This is a genomic window from Pseudomonas sp. BN415, from assembly GCF_029871195.1.
GTDB classification, from domain to species: domain Bacteria; phylum Pseudomonadota; class Gammaproteobacteria; order Pseudomonadales; family Pseudomonadaceae; genus Metapseudomonas; species Metapseudomonas resinovorans.
Window position 1 is genome coordinate 398,965 of the sequence record NZ_SSOK01000061.1, and the last position, 26,515, is coordinate 425,479.

20 protein-coding genes are annotated in these 26,515 nt (G+C 64.9%); 10 read left to right on the forward strand and 10 right to left on the reverse strand.

The window, feature by feature from the left end; genetic code table 11:
- Window positions 1-3 precede the first annotated feature (3 nt).
- From E8F20_RS20275 to E8F20_RS20285, 3 genes are all read right to left on the reverse strand, one after another.
- Window positions 4-924: an SPFH domain-containing protein gene (locus E8F20_RS20275; RefSeq protein WP_280285338.1), complete on the reverse strand. Its 921-nt coding sequence runs from the start codon at window positions 922-924 to the stop codon at window positions 4-6.
- A gap of 70 nt (window positions 925-994) precedes the next feature.
- Window positions 995-2,779, reverse strand: coding sequence for a GspE/PulE family protein (locus tag E8F20_RS20280; protein ID WP_280285339.1), 1,785 nt, complete (start codon window positions 2,777-2,779; stop codon window positions 995-997).
- 103 nt (window positions 2,780-2,882) lie between these two features.
- Window positions 2,883-3,197, reverse strand: a complete 315-nt coding sequence (locus E8F20_RS20285; RefSeq protein WP_280285340.1) for a hypothetical protein — start codon at window positions 3,195-3,197, stop codon at window positions 2,883-2,885.
- A 126-nt stretch (window positions 3,198-3,323) separates the two neighbouring features.
- Between E8F20_RS20285 and E8F20_RS20290 the strand changes: the two genes are divergently transcribed.
- Window positions 3,324-3,800 carry an Lrp/AsnC family transcriptional regulator gene (locus E8F20_RS20290; RefSeq protein ID WP_028626803.1) on the forward strand — a complete coding sequence of 159 codons (477 nt, stop codon included), beginning with the start codon at window positions 3,324-3,326 and terminating at the stop codon, window positions 3,798-3,800.
- Between the two features lie 109 nt (window positions 3,801-3,909).
- Here E8F20_RS20290 and E8F20_RS20295 read toward each other — a convergent pair whose 3' ends face one another.
- Both E8F20_RS20295 and E8F20_RS20300 read right to left on the reverse strand, forming a co-directional pair.
- Window positions 3,910-4,596 carry a DUF502 domain-containing protein gene (locus E8F20_RS20295; RefSeq protein WP_280285341.1) on the reverse strand — a complete coding sequence of 229 codons (687 nt, stop codon included), beginning with the start codon at window positions 4,594-4,596 and terminating at the stop codon, window positions 3,910-3,912.
- A 15-nt stretch (window positions 4,597-4,611) separates the two neighbouring features.
- Entirely contained in the window at window positions 4,612-5,976 is a 1,365-nt protein-coding gene (locus E8F20_RS20300; protein WP_280285342.1) for a CYTH domain-containing protein, read from the reverse strand.
- Between the two features lie 137 nt (window positions 5,977-6,113).
- Between E8F20_RS20300 and argE the strand changes: the two genes are divergently transcribed.
- Window positions 6,114-7,253 (forward strand): acetylornithine deacetylase, encoded by a 1,140-nt coding sequence (gene argE / locus E8F20_RS20305; protein ID WP_028626800.1) that lies wholly within the window; start codon window positions 6,114-6,116, stop codon window positions 7,251-7,253.
- A gap of 134 nt (window positions 7,254-7,387) precedes the next feature.
- Window positions 7,388-8,686 carry an amino-acid N-acetyltransferase gene (argA, locus tag E8F20_RS20310; RefSeq protein WP_280285343.1) on the forward strand — a complete coding sequence of 433 codons (1,299 nt, stop codon included), beginning with the start codon at window positions 7,388-7,390 and terminating at the stop codon, window positions 8,684-8,686.
- Window positions 8,687-8,810: 124 nt separating this feature from the next.
- Here the strand turns inward: argA and gshA are convergent, their stop codons facing one another.
- From gshA to E8F20_RS20325, 3 genes are all read right to left on the reverse strand, one after another.
- Window positions 8,811-10,397 (reverse strand): glutamate--cysteine ligase, encoded by a 1,587-nt coding sequence (gshA, locus tag E8F20_RS20315; protein ID WP_280285344.1) that lies wholly within the window; start codon window positions 10,395-10,397, stop codon window positions 8,811-8,813.
- 150 nt (window positions 10,398-10,547) lie between these two features.
- On the reverse strand, window positions 10,548-10,931 hold the full coding sequence (locus E8F20_RS20320) for a PaaI family thioesterase (protein WP_028626797.1): 384 nt from the start codon (window positions 10,929-10,931) through the stop codon (window positions 10,548-10,550).
- A 2-nt stretch (window positions 10,932-10,933) separates the two neighbouring features.
- On the reverse strand, window positions 10,934-13,249 hold the full coding sequence (locus E8F20_RS20325; RefSeq protein WP_280285345.1) for a Tex family protein: 2,316 nt from the start codon (window positions 13,247-13,249) through the stop codon (window positions 10,934-10,936).
- Window positions 13,250-13,470: 221 nt separating this feature from the next.
- Between E8F20_RS20325 and ompR the strand changes: the two genes are divergently transcribed.
- The 3 genes from ompR to E8F20_RS20340 all read left to right on the forward strand — a co-directional run bounded on the left by ompR (window position 13,471) and on the right by E8F20_RS20340 (window position 19,520).
- A complete protein-coding gene (gene ompR / locus E8F20_RS20330) occupies window positions 13,471-14,202 on the forward strand; it encodes a two-component system response regulator OmpR (RefSeq protein ID WP_028626795.1) in 732 nt (243 codons plus the stop codon).
- A gap of 43 nt (window positions 14,203-14,245) precedes the next feature.
- A complete protein-coding gene (locus E8F20_RS20335) occupies window positions 14,246-15,559 on the forward strand; it encodes an ATP-binding protein (protein WP_280285437.1) in 1,314 nt (437 codons plus the stop codon).
- A 175-nt stretch (window positions 15,560-15,734) separates the two neighbouring features.
- Complete coding sequence (locus E8F20_RS20340) at window positions 15,735-19,520, forward strand: EAL domain-containing protein (RefSeq protein ID WP_280285346.1); 3,786 nt, start codon at window positions 15,735-15,737, stop codon at window positions 19,518-19,520.
- Window positions 19,521-19,552: 32 nt separating this feature from the next.
- On the opposite strand, the gene rimK is transcribed toward E8F20_RS20340, so the two are convergent.
- Window positions 19,553-20,458 (reverse strand): 30S ribosomal protein S6--L-glutamate ligase, encoded by a 906-nt coding sequence (gene rimK, locus E8F20_RS20345; RefSeq protein WP_028626792.1) that lies wholly within the window; start codon window positions 20,456-20,458, stop codon window positions 19,553-19,555.
- A complete protein-coding gene (locus E8F20_RS20350; RefSeq protein ID WP_256658068.1) occupies window positions 20,455-20,892 on the reverse strand; it encodes an ATP-dependent zinc protease in 438 nt (145 codons plus the stop codon). The genes rimK and E8F20_RS20350 overlap by 4 nt, the downstream gene beginning before the upstream one ends.
- Before the next feature lie 147 nt (window positions 20,893-21,039).
- Between E8F20_RS20350 and E8F20_RS20355 the strand changes: the two genes are divergently transcribed.
- The 4 genes from E8F20_RS20355 to E8F20_RS20370 all read left to right on the forward strand — a co-directional run bounded on the left by E8F20_RS20355 (window position 21,040) and on the right by E8F20_RS20370 (window position 26,457).
- Window positions 21,040-21,441 (forward strand): S4 domain-containing protein, encoded by a 402-nt coding sequence (locus E8F20_RS20355; protein ID WP_280285347.1) that lies wholly within the window; start codon window positions 21,040-21,042, stop codon window positions 21,439-21,441.
- Between the two features lie 144 nt (window positions 21,442-21,585).
- Window positions 21,586-22,473 (forward strand): Hsp33 family molecular chaperone HslO, encoded by an 888-nt coding sequence (gene hslO, locus E8F20_RS20360; protein WP_280285348.1) that lies wholly within the window; start codon window positions 21,586-21,588, stop codon window positions 22,471-22,473.
- Window positions 22,474-22,667: 194 nt separating this feature from the next.
- Window positions 22,668-24,212 (forward strand): phosphoenolpyruvate carboxykinase, encoded by a 1,545-nt coding sequence (locus E8F20_RS20365; RefSeq protein WP_028626788.1) that lies wholly within the window; start codon window positions 22,668-22,670, stop codon window positions 24,210-24,212.
- Window positions 24,213-24,519: 307 nt separating this feature from the next.
- A complete protein-coding gene (locus tag E8F20_RS20370) occupies window positions 24,520-26,457 on the forward strand; it encodes an ATP-dependent DNA helicase RecQ (RefSeq protein WP_280285349.1) in 1,938 nt (645 codons plus the stop codon).
- Window positions 26,458-26,515 lie beyond the last annotated feature (58 nt).

A 26,515-nucleotide genomic window follows, 5' to 3' on the forward strand; every position in this document is an offset into this window, starting at 1 on the left:
GGTTCAGCCCTTCTTGCTGTCGAAAGTGGCGCGGACGATTTCGCCGATACCGCCTACGGCGCCGATCACCTGGCTGGCTTCCAACGGCATCAGCACCACTTTGCTGTTGTTGGCACTGGCCAGGTTGCCCAGGGCCTCGACGTACTTCTGCGCGACGAAGTAGTTCACCGCCTGCACGCTGCCCTGGGCAATGGCGTCGGAAACCATGCGCGTCGCTTCGGCTTCGGCCTGGGCGCCCCGTTCACGGGCCTCGGCCTCGAGGAAAGCGGCTGCACGCTGGCCTTCGGCCTTGAGGATCTGCGCCTGCTTTTCGCCTTCGGCGGTGAGGATTTCGGCCTGGCGGCGACCCTCGGCTTCGAGGATCTGTGCACGCTTGAGGCGCTCGGCCTTCATCTGGCTGGCCATGGCTTCCACCAGGTCGGCCGGCGGGGTGATGTCCTTGATCTCGATGCGGGTGACTTTGATGCCCCAGGGCGCGGTGGCTTCGTCCACGGTGCGCAGCAGGCGCTCGTTGATCGAGTCGCGCTGGCTGAGCATGGCATCCAGCTCCATGGAGCCGAGCACGGTGCGGATGTTGGTCATCACCAGGTTGCGGATGGCGTGCTCCAGGTCGTTGACCTCGTAGGCGGCCTGGGCGGCGTTGACCACCTGGAAGAAGCACACGGCGTCGATGGTGACGATGGCGTTGTCGGCGCTGATGGCTTCCTGCGGCGGGATGTCCAGCACGCTTTCCATCACGCTGAGCTTGCGGCCGATGCGGTCCATCACCGGCACGATGATGTTGAGGCCCGGTTTCAGGGTATTGGTGTAGCGGCCGAAGCGCTCCACGGTCCACTCGAAGCCTTGTGGCACGACCTTGAAACCCATGAACACAATCGCGATCGCAAGGACGACGAAGAGAATGACGACACTGCCGATTTCCATGGGGAAAGCTCCGTTTGCTGGCTGTGATTCTTGTTGGTCGGGGCCCCTCCGCCCCAAGCCGACAAGGATTTCATTTCTGCTCGCTTTGTGGCGTGACCCGCAGCACTTCTTCGATGGTCGTCAGGCCTGAGGCGACCTTCTGCGCGCCGGACAGGCGCAGGCTGCGCATGCCTTCCTTGAATGCGGCCCGGCGCAGGGAAATCAGGTCAGTGTCGGCGGTGATCAGCGGCTTGACGGCATCGGACAGCAGCATGATTTCGTATACCCCGGCGCGGCCACGGTAGCCGGTATCGCGGCATTCCAGGCAACCGACAGCGCGATGGGCGCCGGTGGGCAGTGGTGCGCTCCAGGGTTTGGTCAAGTTGTTCCAGTCGTCCTCGGCGAGCTCCATCGGCGCCTTGCAATGCGGGCAGAGGGTACGTACCAGGCGCTGGGCCATGACCCCGAGCAGGGTGGCGCGCAGCAGGTAGTAGGGCACACCCAGCTCCAGCAGTCGGGTGATGGCGCTGGGTGCGTCGTTGGTGTGCAGGGTGGAGAGCACCAGGTGACCGGTCAGCGCGGCCTGGATGGCCATCTCGGCGGTTTCCAGGTCGCGGATCTCGCCGACCATGATGATGTCCGGGTCCTGCCGCATCAGCGCACGTACGCCACTGGCGAAGGTCAGGTCGATGTTGTGCTGCACCTGCATCTGGTTGAAGGCGCCCTCGATCATCTCGATGGGGTCTTCGATGGTGCAGACGTTCACCTCGCTGGTGGCCAGTTGCTTGAGCGTGGTGTAGAGCGTGGTGGTCTTGCCCGAGCCGGTGGGGCCGGTGACCAGGATGATGCCGTTGGGCTGGTTGGTCATGCTCTGCCAGCGGCGCAGGTCGTCCTGGGAGAAACCGAGTTGGTCGAAGCTCTTCAGCAGCACCTCGGGGTCGAAGATCCGCATCACCATCTTTTCGCCGAACGCGGTGGGCAGCGTAGACAGGCGAAGTTCCACTTCGCCGCCGTCCGGGGTCTTGGTCTTGACCCGGCCGTCCTGGGGTTTGCGCTTCTCCGCCACGTTCATCCGTCCGAGGCTCTTCAGGCGGCTGACTACCGCCATGGTGACCTGGGGCGGGAACTGGTAGACGGTGTGCAACACGCCGTCGATGCGAAAACGCACCGTGCCCTGCTCGCGGCGCGGCTCGATGTGGATGTCGCTGGCGCGTTGCTGGTAGGCGTACTGGAACAGCCAGTCGACGATGTTGATGATGTGCGCGTCGTTGGCGTCCGGCTCCTGGTCGCTGGCGCCGATTTTCAATAGCTGCTCGAAGTTGCCGACGCCGCTGGTCTTCTGGTCCACCGCGCTGGCGCCGCTGACCGACTTGGCCAGGCGGTAGAACTCCAGGGTGAATTTCTGGATGTCGATCGGGTTGGCCACCACCCGCTTGATCGGGCGCTTGAGCACATGGGTGAGGTTGCTTTCCCAGCTCTGTACGAAGGGCTGCGCGCTGGCGATGGTCACCGCTTCACTGTCGACGGCTACGGCGAGGATCTTGTGGCGCTGGGCGAAGGCGTAGGACATCAGCGGGGTGATGGCGGCGACATCGATCTTCAGCGGGTCGATGCGCAGGTACGGCTGGCCGGCGTGCTCGGCCAGCCAATGGCTGAGGGTCTCCAGGTCGAGCTTTTTGCCGGGGCGCTTGAGGTCGTCCACCTGCTGCGCGGCGAGAAACTCCAGGGGGTGCTGCTGGTTGTTCACGGCGCTACGGCGAATAGCCAGGCAGTGCTCGGCCTGGTCCTGGCTCAGGCGGCCCTGGGCCACCAATTCGCGCATCAGGTCGTTGAGGTCGAGCCAACGGTCCTGGGCGGGTGAGGCAAAGGCGGACATGCAAGCTCCTCGGTCACGCTGCTCAGTCTGGAAGAGTAGTCAATCGCTCTTCTCGCGGGACGGCAAGCATGCCCGATTCGCCAGCATTCGGCTAAGCGCTGGATCAAGGAACGGAAGCCTGTTCCAGCTCAACCGAGAACACGCTGACCAGCGACCGCATTTTCTGCGCGATGACTTCCGCCCGGTGCGGCGTCAGCCCCGGTTGGCGCAGTTGCACCAGCAGGTTGTCACCCAGCTGATTGACCTCCAGCCAGCGCGGCACCAGCTGCAGCTGGGCGAAGTAGGCGAGCAGGCGACCGAGGATGTCGGCTTCCGCTTCGGCGAGGATGGCGAACTGCATCTCGCCAGCATGGAGCTGGGCGGTGCGCCGGTGCCAGTGGTCTTCGCGGAGGGCGGGGGCTGTCTGCAGGCTGGGCATGGAAGATTCCTCGGTGGGGATGCCGATAGTTTTCCAGTCTGAATGGGGATTTTTCTGCCTGAATTGCGTGGATAGGTAGAATCTTTGGATAAACTTTCCGGGGAACTCGAAAAGCGGGGAAATTTTATGTCCGTCACCCTGGATGTCTACGACAAACGAATTCTCGACCTGCTGCAGGAGGATGCCAGCCTGTCCACCGCCGAGATCGCCGAGCGGGTGGGGCTGTCCCAATCGCCCTGTTGGCGGCGCATCCAGCGCCTGAAGGATGAGGGCGTGATCCGTTGCCAGGTCACCCTGCTGGATCGCCGCAAGGTCGGCCTCAACGCGCAGATCTTCGCCCAGGTGAAGCTCAACGCCCACGGCCGCTCCAACCTCACCGAGTTCGCCGAGGCGATGCGCCAGTTTCCCGAGGTGCTGGAGTGCCATGTGCTGATGGGCGCAGTGGACTTCATGCTGCGCATCGTCACCAGGGACATCGAGGCCTACGAGCGCTTCTTCTTCGAGAAGCTGTCGCTGGTGCCGGGAATCCAGGAGGTGAACTCCATCGTGGCGCTGTCGGAGATCAAGTCGACCACCAGCTTGCCGGTGGGGCAGGGGCTTTAGGGGCGATCTCAATCGCCGGGGGCAGCGCGGCTGACCTGTCAGGCTCAACCAGTTTGGCGAACCTTCGGCTCGCTTGGCGAATGAATTCGCCCCTTCTACAAAAGAGTTCTCAGGGGGCCTTGTCGCCGTCCGTCAGCACCACCGGCTCAATCGCCAGGCGGCCGGCCTGATGCGGCGGGGCGAGCCCCATGGACAGATAGATGCCCGTCAGTCCGTCGACACCCATGTCCGCCGGGCGCACCCATTCCACCGGGACGTAGATCAGCCCGCCGCCCACCGGGATAGGCGCTGTGGGCACGAGCACGGCGCAGTACTGGCGGCCTTCCAGTTCGAAGGATTCCGAGCTGGGGCGCAGCGCCAGCACGGCTGCACCGTCACCGCCGAAGAAGCACCAGACCGGGCTCATGGCGGCGATATCGGCGTTCTTGCTGCGGTCCAGCAGGCCGACGAAGCGGTCGGCCAGACTGTACAGGCTGCCCACCAATGGCGCGCGGCGCAGGGTCATGTCCAGCAGCCACGCCAGTGGGCGGCGCAGGCCGAGCTGCACCGCCAGGCCCAGGGGATAGAGGCTGCCCAGCAGCACCAGGGTGCCGACCAGATACGCTAGCACCGGATTGCTGGCGAATGGCTGGCCGAGAGCACCGAGGAGCTGGCCGATCACCGTGGACGGCCCCACCAACTTGTTCAGCAGGCTCACCAGCCAGGCCAGCAGCGCCAGTGTCAGCACCAGCGGCAGTAGGGCCAGCAGGCCGGTCAGCCAGGTGGTGACCACGGAGCGGAAGCTTTGCCTGAGCATGGTGGCGTTTCCGTTTTACTTGGCCAGTGCCTTCCAGCTGCGCAGGCTGATCAGGGTCTGCGCCTGCTCGCCGCGGGCGGCCAGTACTTCGCCGTCCAGCGGCAGGGCCGCCAGCTCAGCGAACTTGGACAGCTCGCCATAGGCGCGGTCGACCTCCGGCACGTCCAGCACCTGCCGCGCCAGGCGCAACCAGACCAGCAGGCGCTCGATGCGCGGCAACTGCTCGGCCAGGTCCTCGGGCTGGCGCTTGTAGCGCTCCAGCTTCAGGGCCTCGGCTTCTTCGCTCAGCAGGCGCGGCAGCCAGTTGCCCAGCGGCGCCTTGCCTTGGCGGTTGCCGCGCTCATTGCGCTCGACGGTCCAGGCGCGGGTCAGTAGCCAGCGGGAGGTATTCAGGGAGAACAGGCCCCAGCGGGTGCCCTGCAGTTCTTCGGCGAACTGCTGCGGCGCGCCGTGGCGCACGGCCTCGTCCAGCTCACCGGCCTGGAGACGCGGGCGCCAGTCCTTGAGCAGGGCATCCAGGGTTTCGCGCAGTTCGTGGCTGCTGGCGCGCGGGGCGGCCTGGCCGAGGCTGCCGATCAGGGCGCGCAGGTCGATCAGTTGCTGCAGCCAGTCCACCAGCAGCTTCCAGTGGCCGTTGAAGCGGTACTGCTCGGCCAGGCGCTGGCTGCTGCCCAGCAGGTGCCAGGCGAGCGCGGCGAAGGCGTCGTCCAACGACAGTTCCGCCGACAGTGCGGGCGCCGGCAGGCTGAGGTGATAGCTGTTGGCGTCATGAAGGCGGTAACCGCGCTCGGCCTTGCTGATATCGCAGGGCATCAGTGGCAGGTCGGCGGCCAGTTCGGCGGCCAGTTCCAGCAGGGCCTCGGGTTCGCCCTGACGCAGCTCCAGCTCCAGCTCGCAAATCTCTTCCTGTTGCTTGCCGGCGATCACCTTGCCCAGGTCCAGGGCGGCTTCGATCACCACCTTGGCCTTGCCGCGACCCCAGGCGATCTCGGCGCGGTCGCGATTGAAGTCGGTGGTGAAGATCGGCTTGAGCTGCTTCTTGTCCAACTCGGCCAGGCTGGCGGGCCAGCAGTCGTCGGTGAGTTTCTTCGGGTCCAGCTTGGCCTTGTCCAGGTACCAGTCCCACTCGTTGCGCTCGGACAGCCCGGCGACGCTCTGGCCACGGGTCTTGAGGGTCTGGATGAACTGTTCGCCGTCACGGCGCAGGCGCAGGGCCACGCGGGCCTGGGCCAGGTCGCGCTCGGGCGTGTCGAAGTACTGGTTGAAGAGTTCGCGGCGTTCCCAGCCGGACTTGTTGCGCTTCTTCAGCAGCGGGTGGTCGCGCAGGGCTTCCAGGGTCTCGCGGCTGGCGCGAAGCTTGATTTCGGTCTCTTTGTTCATCGCCGGGGTCTTTAGACGCAGCCAGGGGGTGGCTACCAAGGCGGTGAAGTTTACAGGACAGGTCCGCACCTTGCCGCAGCGGTTTCGCCCGGCGCGGGCTTGGGCCTATGATGATTGCTTGCCCGTGGAGGTCCCCGATGCCTGTTCCAGACCTGAAATCGCAGTTCGCCGCGCTGATCGCCACGCCTTCGGTGAGCTGTACCCAGCCCAGTTGGGACCAGTCGAACCAGGCGGTGATCGAGTTGCTGGCCGGCTGGCTCGGCGACCTGGGTTTCCGTTGTGAGATCCAGCAGGTGGCGCCTGGCAAGGCCAATCTGCTGGCCACCTACGGCTCGGGCCCCGGTGGCCTGGTGCTGGCCGGCCACAGCGACACGGTGCCCTTCGATGCCGCCCTGTGGAAAACCGACCCGCTGAAACTCAGTGAGGTGGGCGATCGCTGGTTCGGCCTGGGCAGCTGCGACATGAAGGGTTTCTTCCCGCTGGCCATCGAGGCCGCACGCGGCCTGCTGGACCAGCCGTTCCGCCAGCCGCTGATCATCCTCGCTACCTGCGATGAGGAAAGCTCCATGGCCGGCGCCCGCGCCCTGGCCCAGGCGGGGCAGCCGCTGGGCCGCGCGGCGGTGATCGGCGAGCCGACGGGCTTGAAGCCCATCCGCCTGCACAAGGGCGTGATGATGGAACGCATCGACATCCTCGGGCAGAGCGGCCACTCCTCCGACCCCAGCCTCGGCCACAGTGCCCTGGAAGCCATGCATGCGGTCATGAGCGATCTGATCGAATTACGCGGCGAATGGCAGCAGGAATTCCGCAACCCGCAATTCACCGTGCCGCAGCCCACCCTCAACCTCGGCTGCATCCACGGCGGCGACAACCCCAACCGCATTTGCGGCCAGTGCAGCCTGGAGTTCGATCTGCGTCCGTTGCCGGGCATGAACCCGGACACCCTGCGCGCAGTGATCCGCCAGCGCCTGCGACCGGTGGCCGAGCATTACCAGGTGAAGATCGACTTCAAGCCGCTGTTCCCGGCGGTACCGCCGTTCGAGCAGTCGCCGGAAAGTGATCTGGTACGCGTGGCCGAACGTCTTACCGGGCATACCGCGCAGGCGGTGGCCTTTGGCACCGAAGCGCCGTATCTTCAGCAGCTCGGTTGCGAGACCCTGGTACTCGGCCCCGGCGATATCGCCTGCGCCCACCAGCCCGACGAGCACCTGGAACTGTCACGGATCGAGCCTACCGTTGCGCTACTGCGCCAGCTCATCCAGCATTACTGCCTGTAATCCGCCACCACCTACTGATAGAGAGGGATTCCGTTGATGCTCATGCGACGACGATAACGCGCCGCCTCACTTTCATTCCCAGAACCGCTGGGAGTCGCACTCGTCATTTCGCTTAACCAAAGGCTCACGGAACCATGCCTGATTACGTCAACTGGCTGCGCCACGCTACCCCCTACATCAATGCCCACCGGGACTGCACCTTCGTGGTGATGCTGCCCGGCGAGGGCGTCGCTCACCCCAACTTCGGTAACATCGTCCATGACTTGGTGTTGCTGCACAGCATGGGCGTACGCCTGGTGCTGGTGCATGGCTCGCGCCCCCAGATCGAGGCGCGCCTGGCAGCCCGCGGCCTGACGCCGCATTTCCATCGCGACCTGCGGATCACCGACGGCCCGACGCTGGAATGCGTGATTGATGCCGTGGGCCAACTGCGCATTGCCATCGAGGCGCGCCTGTCCATGGATATCGCCGCGTCGCCCATGCAGGGCTCGCGGTTGCGGGTGAGTACCGGCAACTTCGTCACCGCGCGGCCCATAGGCGTGGTCGACGGCATCGACTATCACCATACCGGCGAAGTGCGCCGGGTGGACCGCAAGGGCATTGGTCGCCTGCTGGACGAGCGCACCATTGTGCTGCTGTCACCACTCGGCTACTCGCCCACCGGGGAAATCTTCAACCTCGCCTGCGAGGACGTGGCCACCCGCGTGGCCATCGACCTGGGGGCGGACAAGCTGATCCTGTTCGGCGCCGAGCGTGGTCTGATCGACGAGTCCGGCAAGCTGGTGCGCGAACTGCGCCCGCAGCAGGTGCCGCCGCACTTGACCCGTCTCGGCAACAACTACCAGGCCGAGCTGCTCGATGCGGCCGCCCAGGCCTGTCGCGCCGGGGTCAAGCGCAGTCACATGGTCAGCTACGCCGAAGATGGCTCGCTGCTCACCGAGCTGTTCACTCGCGACGGTGGCGGCACCCTGGTGGACCAGGAACAGTTCGAGTCACTGCGCGAAGCCACCATTGACGACGTCGGCGGCCTGATCGACCTGATCACTCCGCTGGAGGACCAGGGCATTCTGGTGCGCCGTTCGCGGGAAGTGCTGGAGCGGGAGATCGAGCAGTTCACCATCGTCGAGCGCGACGGTCTGATCATCGCCTGTGCGGCGCTCTATCCCATCGCCGACTCCGACACCGCTGAGCTGGCCTGCCTGGCGGTGAACCCGGAGTATCGCCACGGCGGCCGCGGCGATGAACTGCTGGAGCGTATCGAGGAACGCGCCCGTGCCTTGGGGCTGAAGACCCTCTTCGTCCTCACCACCCGCACCGCGCACTGGTTCCGCGAGCGCGGCTTCCAGCCCAGCGGCGTCGAACGTCTGCCGGCTGCGCGGGCGTCGCTGTACAACTTCCAGCGCAATTCACAGGTGTTCGAGAAAACGCTGTGAACCGCTTGGACCAAGCTGGCAAGGCCTTACCCTGTGGGGGCGAATTCATTCGCTAAGGGCAGACCTGCGGTCTGCTTGGCGATTGAAATCGCCCCCACAGGAACGGTGAAGGGCGATTTGGCGATCAGTTGCTGATCAACCCCAGGATGCTCGCCTGGTAGGCGGCGACGAAGGTGTCGAAGTCCACTTCCGGTTCGGCTTCCAGCCGCGCCTGTTCGTCCAGGGACGCGCGGGCCATGGCCTCGAGGTGGGCCTGGTCTTCGGCGCTCAGCGGCTGGCTGCGGAAGTACTCGGCATGCTGGCGGCTGTGGCGCAAGGCGAATTGGCTGAAGCTTTCGTTGCGTTCGCGCAATTCGGCCAGCACCTGGGCCGACGGGGTCAGCGCCGGGTCGGCGACCTTGGCACGTTGAGCGGCCAGGGCCTGCGAGTGAGCTTCGCCACCCTGGGCGGCGTCCAGCAATTCGGCGGTGCGGGCGATGCGGTCGAGCAGCTCGGTGCCCCACTCGGTCAGGCCAACGGCATGGCCGTGACGCTGCAGTTGCAGACCCGGGCGCCGGCCTTCCTTCACCACACGCTGGAAGTTGTCGGTGGCGCAACCGCATTCCTCGCCGGCCATCGGCGGGCTGTCCTGCAGGGCACAGAACAGCAGGAATGCATCGAGGAAGCGCGCTTCAGTCAGGTCGATACCCAGCGGCAGGAATGGGTTGATGTCCAGGCAGCGCACTTCCACGTACTGCACGCCACGGGCCATCAATGCCTGGATCGGACGCTCACCGGTGTAGGTGACGCGCTTGGGACGGATCGACGAGTAGTACTCGTTTTCGATCTGGATCACGTTGGTGTTCAGTTGTACCCACTCGCCGTCCACCTTGGTGCCGATCTCGGCGTAGGGCGGGTAGGGTGTGGACACGGCCTGACGCAGGCTCGCGAGGTAGCTGTCGAGGCTGTTGTAGCAGGGCGTCAGGCCGGCCTGGGCGTTGTTCTGGTAGCCCAGGTCGCTCATTCGCAAGCTGGTGGCGTAGGGCAAGTAGAGGGTGTCGGCATCCAGGGTGTCGAGGTCGTGCGGGTGGCCGCGCAGGAAGCTCTTGTCCAGGGCGGGAGCTGCGCCGAACAGGTACATCAGCAGCCAGCTGTAGCGGCGGAAGTTGCGGATCATCGCGATGTAGCGCGCCGACTGGTAGTCGCGGTCGCTCTGCGGATCGCCTTCGGCTTGCTTCAGCAGCGGCCAGAGCGCTTCGGGCAGGGAGTAGTTGTAGTGGATGCCGGCGATGCACTGCATGGTCTTGCCGTAACGCACGGCCAGGCCCTTGCGGTAGACGTACTTCAGGCGGCCAATGGGCGAGGTGCCGTAGCGGGCGATCGGGATGTCTTCCTCCGCCGGCAGCCGGCAGGGCATGGAAGGGCTCCAGAGCAGTTCGTCGCCGAGCTTGCTCACCGTGAAGCGGTGGACCTTTTCCAGGTCTGCCAGGGTCTGCGCCGGATCGGTTTCGGCCGGAGTGATGAACTCCAGCAGGGATTCGGAATAGTCCGTGGTGATCTGCGCATGGGTCAGGGCCGAACCCAGGGCCGGGGAGTGTGGCGTCAGCGCCAGTTGGCCATTGCCATCGACCCGCAGGCATTCACGCTCGATGCCATGCAGGCAACGGGTGAGCAGGTGCAGGTTGGCGCGCTCGCCGAGCAAGGCCAGGCGGCGGGAAAGAAGATCGCTCAATTTGGAATCCTTCACGCGTCGGTCGCCCCAATATGGGGGTGGACCAAGCTGTCTACAAGAGGCGGACTTTGCCGCCGGCCGAAATACTTTTCTTGCCGGCGGCTCACGTTGTCGCTTCGTCCAGAATAGAGCGTTGTCACTGTCCCGCTGTTACAGCTGAGCGAAGGTGCCTTGTCCCTTGGCGACCAGCTTGTCGCCTTGCAGCACATCCGCTTCCACCACCAGGGTGCGCTTGCCGGCGTGCAGCACGCGCGCCTTGCAGATCACCTCACCCTCCGCCACCGGGCGGATGTAGTTGATCTTGCACTCCAGGGTGGCGCTGCGCCGGTCGAAGCCGTGGGTGCTGGTGCAGGCCAGCCCCATGGTGATGTCCAGCAGCGAGAAGATGGCCCCGCCATGCATCACCTGCCCGCGATTGCGCAGGTGCTCGTCCATGGGCAGACGAGCCTCGGCGACGCCGTCGCCAAGGCTCAGCGGCTCGATGCCCAACAGCTTGCTGTAGGCACTGGTGGTTTGCTGGTCGGTGAAGTCCATGGTCACTTCTTCTTGATCTGCTTGGCGTTGGCGAACAGCGAAGCCATGGCGCCGGAAGCCGGCGGTGCGCTCTGGCGCGGGGCGCTCTGCTGCTGGCGCGGCTGGCCTCCCTGGCGACCACCTCCACGCGGTCCGTCGACTTTTTCGCCAGGGGTGTCGCCCATGCGCATGGACAGGCCCACGCGGTTACGCGGGATGTCCACTTCCATGACTTTCACGCGGACGATGTCGCCAGCCTTGACCACTTCGTATGGGTCCTTGACGAACTTTTCCGACAGCGCGGAGATGTGCACCAGGCCGTCTTGATGGACGCCGATGTCGACGAAGGCACCGAAGTTGGTGACGTTGGTCACCACGCCTTCCAGGACCATGCCGGGTGTGAGGTCCTTGAGGCTTTCCACACCTTCCTGGAACTCGGCGGTCTTGAACTCGGGGCGCGGGTCGCGGCCGGGTTTGTCCAGTTCCTTGAGAATGTCGGTGACGGTGGGCAGGCCGAAGGTTTCGTCGGTGAACTTGGCCGGGTCCAGGCGCTTGAGGAAGCCGGAGTCGCCGATCAGCGAGCGGATGTCGCGGCCGGTATCGGCGGCGATGCGCTGCACCAGCGGGTAGGTTTCCGGGTGCACGGCGGAAGCGTCGAGCGGGTTGTCGCCGCTCATCACGCGGAGGAATCCTGCGGCCTGCTCGAAGGTCTTCTCGCCCAGGCGGCTGACCTTCTTCAGCTCGTCGCGGGTCTTGAAGGCGCCGTTGGCGTCGCGGTAGCTGACGATGTTCTGCGCCAGGGTGGCGTTAAGGCCGGAGATGCGTGCCAGCAGGGCGGCGGAAGCGGTGTTCACGTCCACGCCCACGGCGTTCACGCAGTCCTCGACCACGGCATCCAGGCTGCGCGCCAGTTGAAGCTGGGAAACGTCGTGCTGGTACTGGCCGACGCCGATGGATTTCGGGTCGATTTTCACCAGCTCGGCCAGCGGGTCCTGCAGACGGCGTGCGATGGACACGGCACCACGCAGGGAAACGTCCAGGTCAGGGAATTCCTTGGCGGCCAGCTCGGAAGCGGAGTACACCGAAGCGCCGGCCTCGCTGACCATGATCTTGGTCATCTTCAGGGCGGGGTACTTCTTGATCAGCTCGATGGCGAGTTTGTCGGTCTCGCGGCTGGCGGTGCCGTTGCCAATGGCGATCAGGTCAACGCTGTGCTTGGCGCAAAGCTTGCCGAGGATGGCCAGGGTCTCGTCCCATTTGTTGTGAGGCACATGCGGGTAGACGGTGGCGGTGTCCAGCACCTTGCCGGTGGCGTCGACCACGGCCACCTTGCAGCCGGTACGCAGGCCCGGGTCTAGACCCAGGGTGGCGCGCGGACCGGCCGGGGCCGCCAGCAGCAGGTCGTGCAGGTTGCGGGCGAAGACGTTGATGGCTTCGCTTTCGGCCGCTTCACGCAGCTCGCCCATCAGGTCGGTTTCCAGGTGGGTGTAGAGCTTGACCTTCCAGGTCCAGCGCACCACTTCGGCCAGCCATTTATCGGCCGCGCGGCCCTGGTTGGAGACGCCGAAGCGTTCGCCGATCATCAGCTCGCACGGGTGCATGGTGCCGGGCTGCTCTTCGCCAACCTTGAGGGCGATGCTCAGCACACCTTCGTTGCGGCCACGGAAGATCGCCAGGGCACGGTGCGACGGCACGCCCTTGAGGTTCTCGTCATGCTCGAAGTAGTCGCTGAATTTGGCGCCCTCCTGCTCCTTGCCGGCCACCAGGCGGGCACTGAGGGTGGCGTTGTCCTTGAGGAAGCCACGCAGGTTGGCAAGCAGGGTGGCGTCTTCGGCGAAGCGCTCCATGAGGATGTACTTGGCGCCCTCCAGCACCGCCTTGACGTCGGCGAAGCCCTTCTCGGCGTCGATAAAGCGCTCGGCTTCGGTTTCCGGGGTCAGGTTCGGGTCGTTGAACAGCGCGTCGGCCAGCTCGCCGAGGCCAGCTTCCAGGGCAATCTGGCCCTTGGTGCGACGTTTCTGCTTGTAGGGGAGGTAGAGGTCTTCGAGGCGGGTCTTGGTATCGGCGAGCTTGATCTCGCGCTCCAGTTCCGGGGTCAGCTTGCCCTGCTCGGTGATGCTGGAGAGGATCGCGGTACGGCGGTCCTCCATTTCGCGCAGGTAGCGCAGGCGCTCTTCCAGGTTGCGCAGCTGGGTGTCGTCGAGGCTGCCGGTGACTTCTTTCCGGTAACGGGCGATGAAGGGCACGGTGGAGCCTTCGTCCAGCAGTTCCACGGCGGCGGCGACCTGTTGCGGGCGCACGCCCAGTTCTTCAGCGATGCGGTTGTTGATGCTGTCCATTGAAAACACCTGCATGGGCGGCAGCCCGGGCCGGGCCACGGAGGCTACCGCGGAATGACAGACCGGCGAGCCAGGGGCTCGCCGGTGATGAAAGGCGCCGCATTATAAACACCGAGTTTCAAAGGGTAGGGAACCGTTCGGGGAAAAATCTGCTAACAATGGGCAAGCCGCCGCGCGCCCGTTGCAAGCGATAATGCGCGGCTTGCCGAACAGGAGAAAACATGAGCAGCAACCCGACCGCTGAAGGTGAAAAGATCCTCATCGTTGACGACGACGCCCGCCTACGGCGCCTCCTCGAGCGTTTTTTCGACGAGCAGGGCTTCCGTGTGCGTGCCGTGGAGAACGTCGAGCAGATGGATCGCCTGCTGGCTCGCGAACTCTTCAACCTGGTGGTACTGGACCTGATGCTGCCTGGCGAGGACGGCCTGTCGGCCTGCCGCCGGCTGCGCGCGTCCAACAACCAGGTGCCGATCATCATGCTCACCGCCAAGGGCGACGAGACCAGCCGCATCCAGGGCCTGGAACTGGGCGCCGACGATTATCTGGCCAAGCCGTTCAACCCCCGCGAGTTGCTGGCGCGGATCAAGGCGGTACTGCGTCGCCAGGCGCCGCAAGTGCCGGGTGCCCCGGCCAGCGAGGACGAGAGCGTCAGCTTCGGCGAGTACGAACTGTCGCTCGCCACCCGCGAGCTGAAGAAGGGCGACGACGTGCAGATGCTCACCACCGGTGAGTTCGCCGTGCTCAAGGCATTGGTCCAGCACGCCCGCGAGCCGCTGACCCGCGACAAGTTGATGAACCTGGCCCGTGGCCGCGAATGGGACGCCCTGGAGCGCTCCATCGACGTGCAGATTTCCCGCCTGCGCCGACTGATCGAGCCGGACCCTTCCAAGCCACGCTACATCCAGACCGTCTGGGGCGTCGGCTACGTGTTCGTACCTGATGGCAACAAGTGAACGCGCGGCGGGAGTTCCCGCCGCCGGGCAACCCAGGGTGGTGATGCGCACCCCCTACTGGTTCCCGCAGAGCTTCTTCTCCCGCACCCTCTGGCTGGTGCTCATCGTCGTGCTGTTTTCCAAGGCGCTGACCCTGGTCTACCTGATGATGAACGAGGACGTGCTGGTGGACCGCCAGTACAGCCATGGCGCGGCGCTGACCCTGCGCGCCTACTGGGCGGCGAGCGAAGAAGAGCGTCACGACCTGGCCAAGGCCGCCGGCCTCAAGCGGGTCACCCGCGATGCCGTGCCTGCCAGCGAGCAGCATTGGCCCTACAGCGAAATCTTCCAGCGCCAGATGCAGGCCGAGCTCGGTCCTGGCACTGAAGTGCGCCTGCGCGCCCAGAGCCCGCCGGCGCTCTGGGTCCACGCCCCGGAACTGGGGCCGGACTGGGTGCGCATCCCGCTTTATCCCCACCCCCTGCGTGGGCAGCGCATCTGGAGCGTACTCGGCTGGTTCCTCGGTATCGGCCTGCTGTCCACCGCCGCTGCCTGGATCTTCGTGCGCCAGCTCAACGCCCCGCTCAAGCGCCTCGTCTTCGCTGCCCGCCAGGTCGGCCAGGGTCGCAGCGTGCGCCTGCCGGTGAGCGACACACCGAGCGAAATGGCCGAGGTGTACCGTGCCTTCAACCAGATGGCCGAGGACGTCGAACGCGGCGCCCGCGAGCGCGAGCTGATGCTGGCCGGTGTCTCCCATGACCTGCGCACGCCGCTCACGCGCCTGCGCCTGTCCCTGGAGCTGATGAGCAATGACTCCGAGCTGACAGAAGACATGGTCCGCGACATCGAGGACATGGACGCCATCCTCGACCAGTTCCTCGCCTTCATCCGCGATGGCCGCGACGAGCGCGTGGAAGAGCTGGACCTGGGCGAGCTGGTGCGTGAAGTGGTGGCGCCCTACAACCAGCAGGAGGAGCAGGTTCGCCTGTGCCTGGAGCCGCTGCCACCGTTCCCGCTGCGGCGCGTGTCGATCAAGCGTCTGTTGGTAAACCTGATCGAGAACGCGCTGCGATACGGCGGCAATGGCGTCGAAGTGGCGGCCTTCCTGGCTGGCGATAATGCTGCGCCCTACGTGGTGCTGAGCGTGCTGGACCGAGGGCAGGGCATCGATCCTTCGGAACTTCTGGACATCTTCAACCCCTTCATCCGCGGCGACCGCGCCCGTGGCGGCAAGGGCACCGGCCTGGGCCTGGCCATCGTCAAGCGCATCGCCGCCCAACACGGCGGCAACGTCGAGCTGCGCAACCGCTCGGGCGGTGGGCTGGAAGCGCGGGTGTGCCTGCCGCTGGGCCTCATGCTCCCCCGCGACGCGGTGTAGGTTCCTACGAAAAGGGATACCGCACGCGCCCTACTGTTGGGCGCTTCTGCTCCTGAAATCCCTTCGGTCCAGGATTCCGGCCTGCCATCGGCGGTGATGCCACTGGGCCATTTTTTCGGGGTACGCTAGGCCGGCGCTGGGCTATCCTCAGCTTGCGCACCGACATGAGGTCAGTATGCCAGCTGCTCCCTTCCGACTGCCCCAATGGACTTGGTGGTTGCCTTTGCCGTTGCTGCATCTGGCGACCTGGATGTCCCTGGCGACACAGGCGACCACCGGGCTCGCAGTCTGGTATTTGCCCTTCGCCCTCGGCCTTGTGTTCTGTCTCTGGTGGGGCGCCCGGGTACTGCCCGCCATCTACTTCAATGCCTTGCTCAGCGCCCCCTTGTTGGACCTGAACTGGTACTGGGCGCCGTTCCATGCACTACCGGAAACCCTCAGCGTCGCTGCGGGCTGGTGGGCGCTCAAGCGGGCAGGCTGCCACGCCGATCTGCGGGACTTCCCCGAACTTCTGCGCTTCATGCTCTACGGCGTGCTGCTGCCGGTCAGCCTGCTGGTCTACGGCGAGCAGACGGCCTTGATGTTGGCCGGTAGTCCTGTGCGGGACAGTTGGGGCAAAGCCGCCCTGCTGGTCTGGCCCGGAGCCTGCCTGACCACCCTGGCCGTGAGCCTGCCGCTACTGACCTACCTGACCCCAATGTTCAGTCGCCGTGGCTGGGTGCCGGAGCCGGTGGAGGCATTGCCGGAAACCCTGCACCGCCTGCCGCCCTGGCCGCTGCTGCTGGCCCTGGCATTGCTCATTCCCTGGCTGCTGACGTTGGTGCCGCTGATCCTCACCCTACCGCCCATTGGCCTGATGATGCTCGGCCTGGCGCTGGTCTGGGGGTTCCCCGGTGCCCTTTGCGGCGCTGGCCTCACCGCACTGACCGTGCTCGCCCTGCCGGCACTGCGTCAACTGGGTGGCGCGGCGCACATGGCCGAGCCGCAGTGGGGCGTCGAGCTCTACTTCAGCGTGCTGTTGCTGATGATGTCGGCGCTGCTGGTGGGACGCAGCCTTAGCGACCTGCGCCTGGCCCTTGGTCGCCGTGACGAGATGCAGAAGGAACTGGCCCTGACCAACCTGGCGCTGCAGGCCAGCCCCCTGGGGGTGACCATCGTTGACGCGCGCCAGGCCGATCAGCCACTGATCTACTGCAACCCGGCTTTCGAGCAGATGAGCGGTTATCCGCGACAGGAGGCCCTGGGCAACCACTGGCGCTTCCTTCTCCACCACGACCGCAACCAGTCCGAGTTGCCACGCCTGCAAGATGCCCTGCAACGCGGCGAACAATGCCACCTGGTGCTGCGCAACTACCGCAAGGATGGCAGCCTGTTCTGGAACGAGATCACCGTGGCGCCCATGCGCGACGCCCACGGCATCAGCCACTTCGTTGCCTTGCAGCACGATGTCAGCAGCCGCGAGATGCTCTCCGAGGAACTGGATACCCGCCGTGACGAGTTGCTGCGCCAGACCCACCTGTTGAACCAGACTGAAGCCATCGCCGACATCGGCAGCTGGGTGTTGGAGATTGCCACCCTGAAGATGGCCTGGAGCGAGGGTAGCTTCCGCATCTATGAGCTGGACCCTGGCGCCGGTGCGCCCAGCCTTGGCCAAATGCTGAGCTTCTTCGATCCGGCCAGTCGCGCCATTCTGGAAGACACCCTGGAACAGTGCCTGCGCAGCACCGAGCCCTTCGAGGTGGAACTGCGCATGCAGGGCGCCCGGGGCACCACGCGCTGGCTGCGGATCAAGGGCCTGGCCGAACACGATGGCGACCAGGTGATCCGTATCTACGGCGCCATGCTCGACCTGACCGGTCAGAAGCGAGCAGAGCGCTTGCAGCACGAACGCGACAAGCACCTGCACCTGTTCTTCGAAGCGCCGCTGATCGGCATGGCCCTGTGCACCCCAGACCAGCGCTGGGAGGAGGTCAACTACAAGCTCTGCAGCATCCTCGGCCGCTCCCGCGAGCAACTGCGGGGTGTCGACTGGATGAGCATGACGGTGGCTGAGGACCGTGCCGCCGAGGAAGCCCTGCTGGAGGAGGTGCGCAAGGGCGCGCGCGACGGCTACGAGCTGGACAAGCGCTTCATGAAGGGCACCGGCGGTACCGTGCATACGCGGGTCAACGTGCGCGGTGTGCGTGACCTTGATGGCCAGCTCTATGCGTTGCTGGCGTTGGTGGAAGACATCAGCGCCCGTCGCGAGGCTGAGGCGCGCTACCGAACCCTCGTGGAGCACGCGCCGGAAGCCATCCTGGTATTCGACCCGCAGCGCGGCATAGTCGAGGCCAACGAGAATGCTGCGCGTCTGTTCGGCCTTTCCCGCGAACAGCTGCACGGCCACATGCCCACCGACTTCAGCCCACCGCTGCAGGCCGATGGCCGCTCTTCGCGGGAGCTGGGCAACGCCTACACCCGCGCGGCGCTCAAGGGTGAGACCCCGACGTTCGATTGGCTGATGCGTGACGTCAACGGCCGTGTACGCCCGTGCGAGGTGCGCCTGGTGCGCCTGCCTGGAGAGGGAAGGCCGCTGATCCGTCTGAGCATTACCGATATCTCCGAACGCCAGCGCTACCAGCGCGAGATCGAGCGCCTGGCCTATAGCGATGAACTTACCGGCCTGCCCAATCGCCGCCTGCTGCTCGACCGTCTGCAGCACGCCATGGCCCGCGAACAGCGCGAAGAACGCTTCGGTGCGCTGCTATTCATCGACCTGGATCACTTCAAGACGGTCAACGACAGCCTCGGTCACCCGGTGGGCGACGCCCTTCTGCGGGAAGTCACCGCGCGGCTCGCCGGTTGCCTGCGCAATGAAGACACTCTGGCGCGTCTCGGTGGCGATGAGTTCGTGGTACTGCTCGAGGCCATGGCCGATACCCCGGAGCAGGCCGGCAAGCTGGCCGCCGAGGTCGGGGACAAGTTGCTGCAGAGCCTGCATGGCAGCTACATCATCGGCGAGCATGAACTGGTGGTCAGCGCCAGCATTGGCATCGCCCTGCATCCTTTCGCAGAACAGGTTGCCGCTGACGTACTCAAACAGGCGGATACCGCCATGTACCGGGCCAAGCAGTCCGGACGCAATGCTCTGCATTTCTTCGCCCCGGAAATGCAAGCGGCCATCGACCAGCGCCTGCAACTGCAGAACGAACTTCGCCAGGCCATGGATCGCGGCCAGCTGGGGCTCGAATTCCAGCCCCAGCTGGCCCTTGCCGATGGTCGGGTACTGGGCGCCGAGGCCCTGATGCGCTGGCACCACCCCACCCGCGGCGAGGTGCCGCCGGCGCAGTTCATTCCGCTGGCGGAAGAAACCGGCCTGATCATCGAACTGTCGGACTGGATGTTGGAGCGCGCCTGTTCGTGCCTGGCCAACTGGCAGGCCGATCTGCCCTGGCTGGTGCTGGCCATCAACGTCAGCCCCCGCGAACTGCGCAAGCCTGGTTTCGTCGAGCGCATCAGCAGCGCGCTGCAACGCCACGGCGTGCCGGCGGGGCGGCTGGAGCTGGAAATTACCGAAGGCAGCCTGCTGGAAGAAGTCGAACAGTGCATCGCCGCCATGCAGGCGCTCAAGGCCCTGGGCGTGCGTTTCGCCATCGACGATTTCGGCACCGGCTATTCATCCCTGGCCTACCTCAAGCGCCTGCCGCTGGACCGACTGAAGATCGACCGCAGTTTCGTCGACGGCCTGGCCGTCGACGCGAGCGACCTGGCCCTGGTGGAAACCATCCTAGCCATCGGCCGCAATCTGGGCCTGGAATGCATTGCCGAAGGCATCGAGTGCGAGGAGCAGCTTTCCATGCTGCGCCAGCGTGGTTGCGAGCTGGGCCAGGGCTATTACTTCAGCCGACCACTGGACGAGGCCGGCTTCCGTGCCTGGATCCGTGAGCGCGAGGGGCAGCAGGTGCTGGAGCGCAGCTTGTAGGGCGCCGCTGCCTTCTTGTGGAGGTTACCGGGTCACCCCTTGCCTTTCGTCCTGGTCGAGTTGGGGCAGGCGTTCTTTTCCAGGTACTGGATGATGATGCCGGCTACATCATGCCCGGTGGTGGTTTCGATGCCTTCCAGGCCGGGCGAGGAGTTCACCTCCATCACCAGTGGTCCGTGGTTGGAGCGCAGGATGTCCACGCCCGCCACCGAAAGCCCCATCACCTTGGCGGCGCGAATAGCGGTCATGCGCTCTTCCGGCGTGATCTTGATCAGGCTGGCGCTGCCGCCGCGGTGCAGGTTGGAGCGGAATTCGCCGGGCTTGGCCTGGCGCTTCATCGCTGCGATCACTTTGTCGCCCACCACGAAGCAGCGGATGTCGGCGCCACCGGCTTCACGGATGTACTCCTGCACCATGATGTTCTGCTTCAGGCCCATGAAGGCCTCGATCACGGATTCGGCGGCCTTCTCCGTCTCGCACAGCACCACACCGATACCCTGGGTGCCTTCCAGCACCTTGATCACCAGAGGCGCGCCGTTGACCATGCGGATCAGGTCGGGGATGTCGTCGGGGGAGTGGGCGAAACCAGTCACCGGCAGGCCGATGCCCTTGCGCGACAGCAGTTGCAGCGAGCGCAGCTTGTCCCGCGAGCGGGTGATCGCTACGGACTCGTTGAGCGGGAATACGCCCATCATTTCGAACTGGCGCAGCACGGCACAGCCATAGAAAGTGACCGAGGCGCCAATCCGCGGAATCACCGCATCGAAGCCTTCCAGTGCCTGGCCGCGATAGTGGATCTGCGGCTTGTGACTGGCGATGTTCATATAGGCGCGCAGGGTGTCTATGACCACCATTTCATGGCCGCGCTGCTGGCCAGCCTCTACCAGGCGGCGAGTCGAATACAGGCGCGGATTGCGCGATAACACGGCGATTTTCATTGGGCACCCGGAAGGGAAAGTGTCGGTTTTTCCTGAACGTAGGTGAGGGCCGGGTTGACCACCAGTTGCGCCTGCACCAGGGCCTTGGAGCCCAGCAGTACGCGGTAACGCATGGTCTTGCGGCAGGCCAGGGTGAACTCGATGGGCCAGACCCGGTCACCCAGGGCAAGCAGGGTGCGGATGACGTAGCGGGTCTGTGCCTGGCCGTTGGAGCTTTTTATGGTCTTTACCGTGACCACTTGCGCCTCGCAGCGGTGACGCCGTTGCACCAGGGTGCCGAGGTGCGCGGTGAACCTGACCCAGCGCTCGCCGCTCTTCTCGAAGGGGACGATGTCGCTGGCATGCAGGGTGGAGGTGCTGGCCCCGGTATCAATCTTCGCGCGCAGGCCAACCATGCCAAGTTCCGGCAGGGCGATCCATTCGCGGAGTCCGATTACGGAGAGATGGTCGAAAGTCTTCAATGCAGGCTTTCCGGTAAAGTTGGCGCATTCTAGTGGGCCGATGTGACAACTGCATCAGGCCCTGGCTGAGCTTAGACCGGGCTGACGAATGGGGCAGCCCTGGCGAGATGGAAACGAGTCATGCGTGAGAAAGACGAAAAAGACGACAAGGTTCGCCTCGATAAATGGCTCTGGGCTGCGCGCTTCTACAAGACCCGTGCCTTGGCAAAAGAAGCCATCGAGGGCGGCAAGGTCCACCACCATGGCGAGCGCTGCAAGCCTTCGAAGGAGCCGAGGATCGGAGACGAATACGTGATCCGCGCAGGCTTCGACGAGCGTACCGTGGTCGTTCGCGCGCTGTCCGCAGTGCGTCGCGGGGCCCCCGAAGCTCAGGCCCTCTATGAGGAAACCGCCGAGAGCCTGACCAGGCGCGAAGCGGCCGCCGCCATGCGCAAGGCCGGCGCCCTGGGCATCCAGACCGACGGTCGGCCGACCAAGAAACAGCGTCGGCAGATCCATTTCCTGCGTGGTGGTCACGAATAGGGCGGCGACGCAATCGGGCGGCGTTCGGCATCGATAGAAAACACCTGCGCTGGCGATAGACAACCGGCCCTTGGTCAGCCAACGGATTTGCGCATAAAATCGCCAGCCTTTCGGCCAAATTGGCCCAAATGCAGCGAGTCCGGCATGACCGATTTCACCCAACGTTTTCTGTTCGACGACACCGATGTGCGAGGCGAACTGGCCTCCCTCGGCGAGAGCTACGCTCACGTCCTGGCCAAGCACCCCTACCCGGAGCCGGTTGCCCAACTGCTCGGTGAAATGCTCGCCGCCGCTTCCCTGCTGGTCGGCACCCTGAAGTTCGACGGCCTGCTGGTGCTGCAGGCGCGCTCCAGCGGCGCCGTTCCTCTGCTGATGGTGGAATGCTCCAGCGATCGCGAAGTGCGCGGCATCGCCCGATACCACGCGAGCCAGGTCACCCCCGGTGCCGGTCTGCACGAGCTGATGCCCGAGGGCTCGCTGACCCTGACCGTGGACCCGAAGCAGGGCCAGCGCTACCAGGGCATCGTCGCCCTCGAAGGCGCCAGCCTGGCCGAATCCCTTTCCGGCTACTTCGACAACTCCCAGCAACTGCCCACTCGGTTCTGGCTTTACGCCGATGGTCGCAATGCCCGTGGCATGTTGCTCCAGGCCCTGCCGGCCGACCGACTGAAGGACCCAGAGGCTCGCGAGGCCAACTGGCAGCACCTCACCACCCTGGCCGACACGTTGACCGCCGAGGAACTGCTCGGCCTGGACAACGAAACCGTGCTGCATCGCCTCTATCATGAAGAAGCGGTGCGCCTGTTCGATCCGCAGGTCATCCATTTCCGCTGCAGCTGTTCGCGCCAGCGTTCGGCCAATGCATTGGTCAGCCTGGGCAAGGACGACGCGCAAGCCCTGCTGCAGGAAAGCGGCGGCAACGTGGTGATCGACTGCCAGTTCTGCAACCAGCGCTACAGCTTCGACGCGGCGGATATCGCGCAGCTGTTCGCCGGTGGCGGCAGTGCGGCGCCTTCGGAAACGCGCCACTGAATATGTAGCGTGCCCGCAAGGTCGCCGCGTGACTGAAGTGCGATTATCGGTCAGGAATATGCCCGGCTGACAGGAGGTTTCTACCCAAAGCGGGCTTTTCTGGCATAATCGCGCGCACTTTTTTCGCTGTAGGGGGTCGCAGTACCCACTACAAATCGTTTGGAGGACTCGGCTTTTCGCCGACGGGGAACCACATGACGCAAGCCAATACCGCCGTGTACACCGATATCAGTGCCGCGCAACTGGTCGAAGAGGCCATCCGCCGTGGCGAGGGTGAACTGGCCGCCAACGGTTCGTTGGTCGTCCAGACCGGCCACCGCACCGGTCGTTCTCCGGCAGATCGCTTCATCGTTCAAGAGCCGAGCACCGAAGCCAAGATCGCCTGGGGCAACATCAACCGCCCCTTCCCGGCGGACAAATTCGATGCGCTGTGGGCCCGCGTTGAAGCTTATGTGACCGAACGTGAGCGTTTCGTTTCGCATGTGCACGTTGGTGCTGATCCCGAGCACTACCTGGCCGTCAAGATGACCACCGAGACCGCCTGGCACAACCTGTTCGGCCGTTGCCTGTTCATCAACCCGGAACAGTACAACCCGCAGTCCCGCCAGGAATGGCAGATCATTAACGCGCCGAACTTCGTCTGCGAGCCGGAGCGTGATGGCACCAACTCCGATGGTTGCGTGATCCTCAACTTCGCCGCCAAAAAAGTCCTGATCGCCGGCATGCGCTACGCCGGTGAAATGAAGAAGGCCATGTTCTCCGTGCAGAACTTCCTGCTGCCGGAAAAAGACGTGCTGCCGATGCACTGCGCCGCCAACGTTGGCGAAGAAGGCGACACCACCCTGTTCTTCGGCCTGTCCGGCACCGGCAAGACCACCCTGTCCGCTGACGAAAGCCGTTACCTGATCGGTGACGACGAGCACGGCTGGGGCGTGGGCACCGTGTTCAACATCGAAGGCGGCTGCTACGCCAAGTGCATCGACCTGTCCGCGAAAAACGAGCCGGTGATCTGGAAAGCCATCCAGTTTGGCGCCGTGCTGGAAAACGTGGTGCTGAACCCGGAAACCCGCCTGCCCGACTACAGCGATGACAGCCTGACCCAGAACACCCGTGCGGCCTACCCGCTGCAGCTGGTCGAGAAGCGCGTCGAGGCCAACCGCGCCGGCGAGCCGAACGCAGTGATCTTCCTGACCTGCGACCTGACCGGCGTGCTGCCGCCCGTTTCCATCCTGAACAACGAACAGGCTGCCTACCACTTCCTGTCCGGCTACACCGCGCTGGTTGGTTCCACCGAAATGGGTTCCGGCGGCGGCATCAAGTCCACCTTCTCCACCTGCTTCGGCGCGCCGTTCTTCCCACGTCCGGCTGGCGAGTACGCTGAGCTGCTGATCAAGCGCATCCAGGGCTTCGGCTCCAAGGTGTACCTGGTCAACACCGGTTGGACCGGCGGTGGCTACGGCGTTGGCAAGCGCTTCAACATCCCGACCACCCGTGGCGTGATCGCTGCCATCCAGAGCGGTGCCCTGATCGGTGCCGAGACCGAGCACCTGGACACCATCAACCTGGACGTGCCGAAGGCCGTTCCGGGCGTCGAAACCAACCTGCTCAACCCGCGCAACACCTGGGCTGACAAGGCTGCCTATGACGAAGCTGCCAAGGCCCTGGCCAAGCAGTTCGTCGAGAACTTCAAGAAGTTCGACGTCTCCGACGCCATCAAGAACGCCGGCCCGCAGCTCTAAGCTGCACCGTGTCGAGAAAGCCGCCTTCGGGCGGCTTTTTCATTCCTGGCGAGTAGGCTGGCGTCGAGCGAAGCGAAACCCATCAAGGCCCTGCACCATCAACCGTGCAAGGATGGATATCGTCGTTCACGTCCTGCATCGGTCCCCGGCGCGCCCTCCGATGGTGGTTCGATGAAGCGTGACCCACCCCATGCTTGTGCCGAGCCGTACCATTCGCACCGGAGCTCCGGACTCGTCCGACCCATTTGGCGCTCCGAGGCAGTGTGCTTCGGGTCATGATCGTTGGCCCCTTCGAAGGAGTGAAGCCATGCCCCTCAACACCCTTGCCCGTGTCTTCGGCTACGACCATTTCCGCCCCGGCCAGGAAGCCGCCATTTCCGCCGTGCTGGCCGGTCGCCCGGCCGCCGCCATCTTCCCCACCGGCTCCGGCAAGTCGCTGTGCTACCAGTTGCCGGCCTTGCACTTGCCGCACCTGACCCTGGTGGTGTCGCCACTGCTGGCGCTGATGCAGGACCAACTGGCCTTCCTTCACCGCCACGGCATCGCCGCCGCCAGTATCGACTCGGCGCAGAGTCGCGAGGAGGCCGCCGAGGTCATGGCCAGGGCGCGCTCGGGTGAGCTGAAAATCCTGATGATCTCGGTGGAGCGATTGAAGAACGAGCGTTTCCGCAGTTTCATCCAGCAGGTGCCGATTTCCCTGCTGGTGGTGGACGAGGCCCACTGCATTTCCGAGTGGGGCCACAACTTCCGCCCCGACTACCTCAAGCTGCCGGAGTACCAGCGCCAGTTCGGCATTCCCCAGGTGCTGTTGCTGACCGCCACCGCGACGCCGACGGTGATCGTCGACATGCAGCGCAAGTTCGCTATCGCCGACGCCGATGTCATCACCACCGGCTTCTATCGCCCCAATCTCAACCTGCTGGTGGAGCCGGTGGCCGGCGCACGCAAACTGCAGCGGCTGGTGGATTGGCTGGGCTCCCGCGTCGGTCAGCCGACCATCGTCTACGTGACCTTGCAGAAGACTGCGGAAGAGGTTGCCAGGCACCTCAGCGAGCGCGGCATCGCTGCCAGCGCTTACCACGCAGGAATGCCCATGGAAGCGCGCGAAGCACTGCAGCGCCGGTTCATGGCCGGAGAGGTCAATGTGATGGTCGCCACCATTGCCTTCGGCATGGGCATCGACAAGAGCGATATCCGCCAGGTGGTGCACTACGACCTGCCCAAATCGGTGGAGAACTACAGCCAGGAAATCGGCCGCGCCGGGCGTGACGGCCAGCCTTCGGATTGCCTGGTGCTGGCGAACCGCGACAGCCTGAACGTGCTGGAAAACTTCGTCTACGGCGACACCCCGGAGTCGTCCGGCATCCGCCAGGTGCTGGCGGAGCTCAAGGCGGCGGGGCAGGCCGGCGAGCGCTGGGAGCTGATGCTCGGCGCGCTCTCCGACCAGAGCAATATTCGCCAGTTGCCGCTCAAGACGCTGCTGGTGCAACTGGAGCTTCGCGGCATCATCGCGCCGCTGTTCGCCTACTTTGCCGAGTACCGCTTCAAGTACCTGATCGAGCCTGAAGCGCTGGTGGCGAAATTCGAAGGCGAGCGCCGCCAGTTCGTCGAAGCGCTGGTGCGCACCTCAGCCCGCGCGCGCACCTGGTGCACGGTGGATTTCGACAGTCTCTACCGCCAGCACAGCGCCGAGCGCAGCCGTGTGGTGAAGGCCCTGGACTACTTCCAGGAGCGCGGCTGGATCGAGCTGGAGAGCAAGCAGATGACCGAGGTCTACGCCGTGCTGAAGCCCGACTTCGAGGCGCACGCGCTGGCCGCCGAGCTGCACAGCTACTTCTGCCAGCAGGAAGACAGCGAGATCGCCCGGATCCAGGCGATGCTGGCACTGTTCGCCAGCGAGACCTGCCTCAGCGCGCGACTGGCGCATTACTTTGGCGATCGCGACGTGCCGGAGCGTTGTGGCCACTGCTCGGTCTGTGAGGGCCGCGTAGCACGCCTGCCCGCGCCGCCGGCACTGGCTCCGCTTGCAGAGCGCAGCTTCAGTACCCTGTGCGACGGCTTCATCCAGCGCTTCGCGGAACTCAAGGGCGAATCCCCCAGTGCCGAGTGCCTGACCCGTCTGCTCTGTGGCATCAGCGCGCCGCTCTTCACCCGGCTCAAGGCGCGCAACCTGCCGGGCTTCGCTGCGCTGGAGGCTTATCCCTACGCTGAGGTGCGCGACTGGGTGAGTCAGCAAGCAGGTTGAGACTCACAACGGCATTCTGATTTTTTGATGAGTTAAATCATTAATCAGCGTTGGTAGT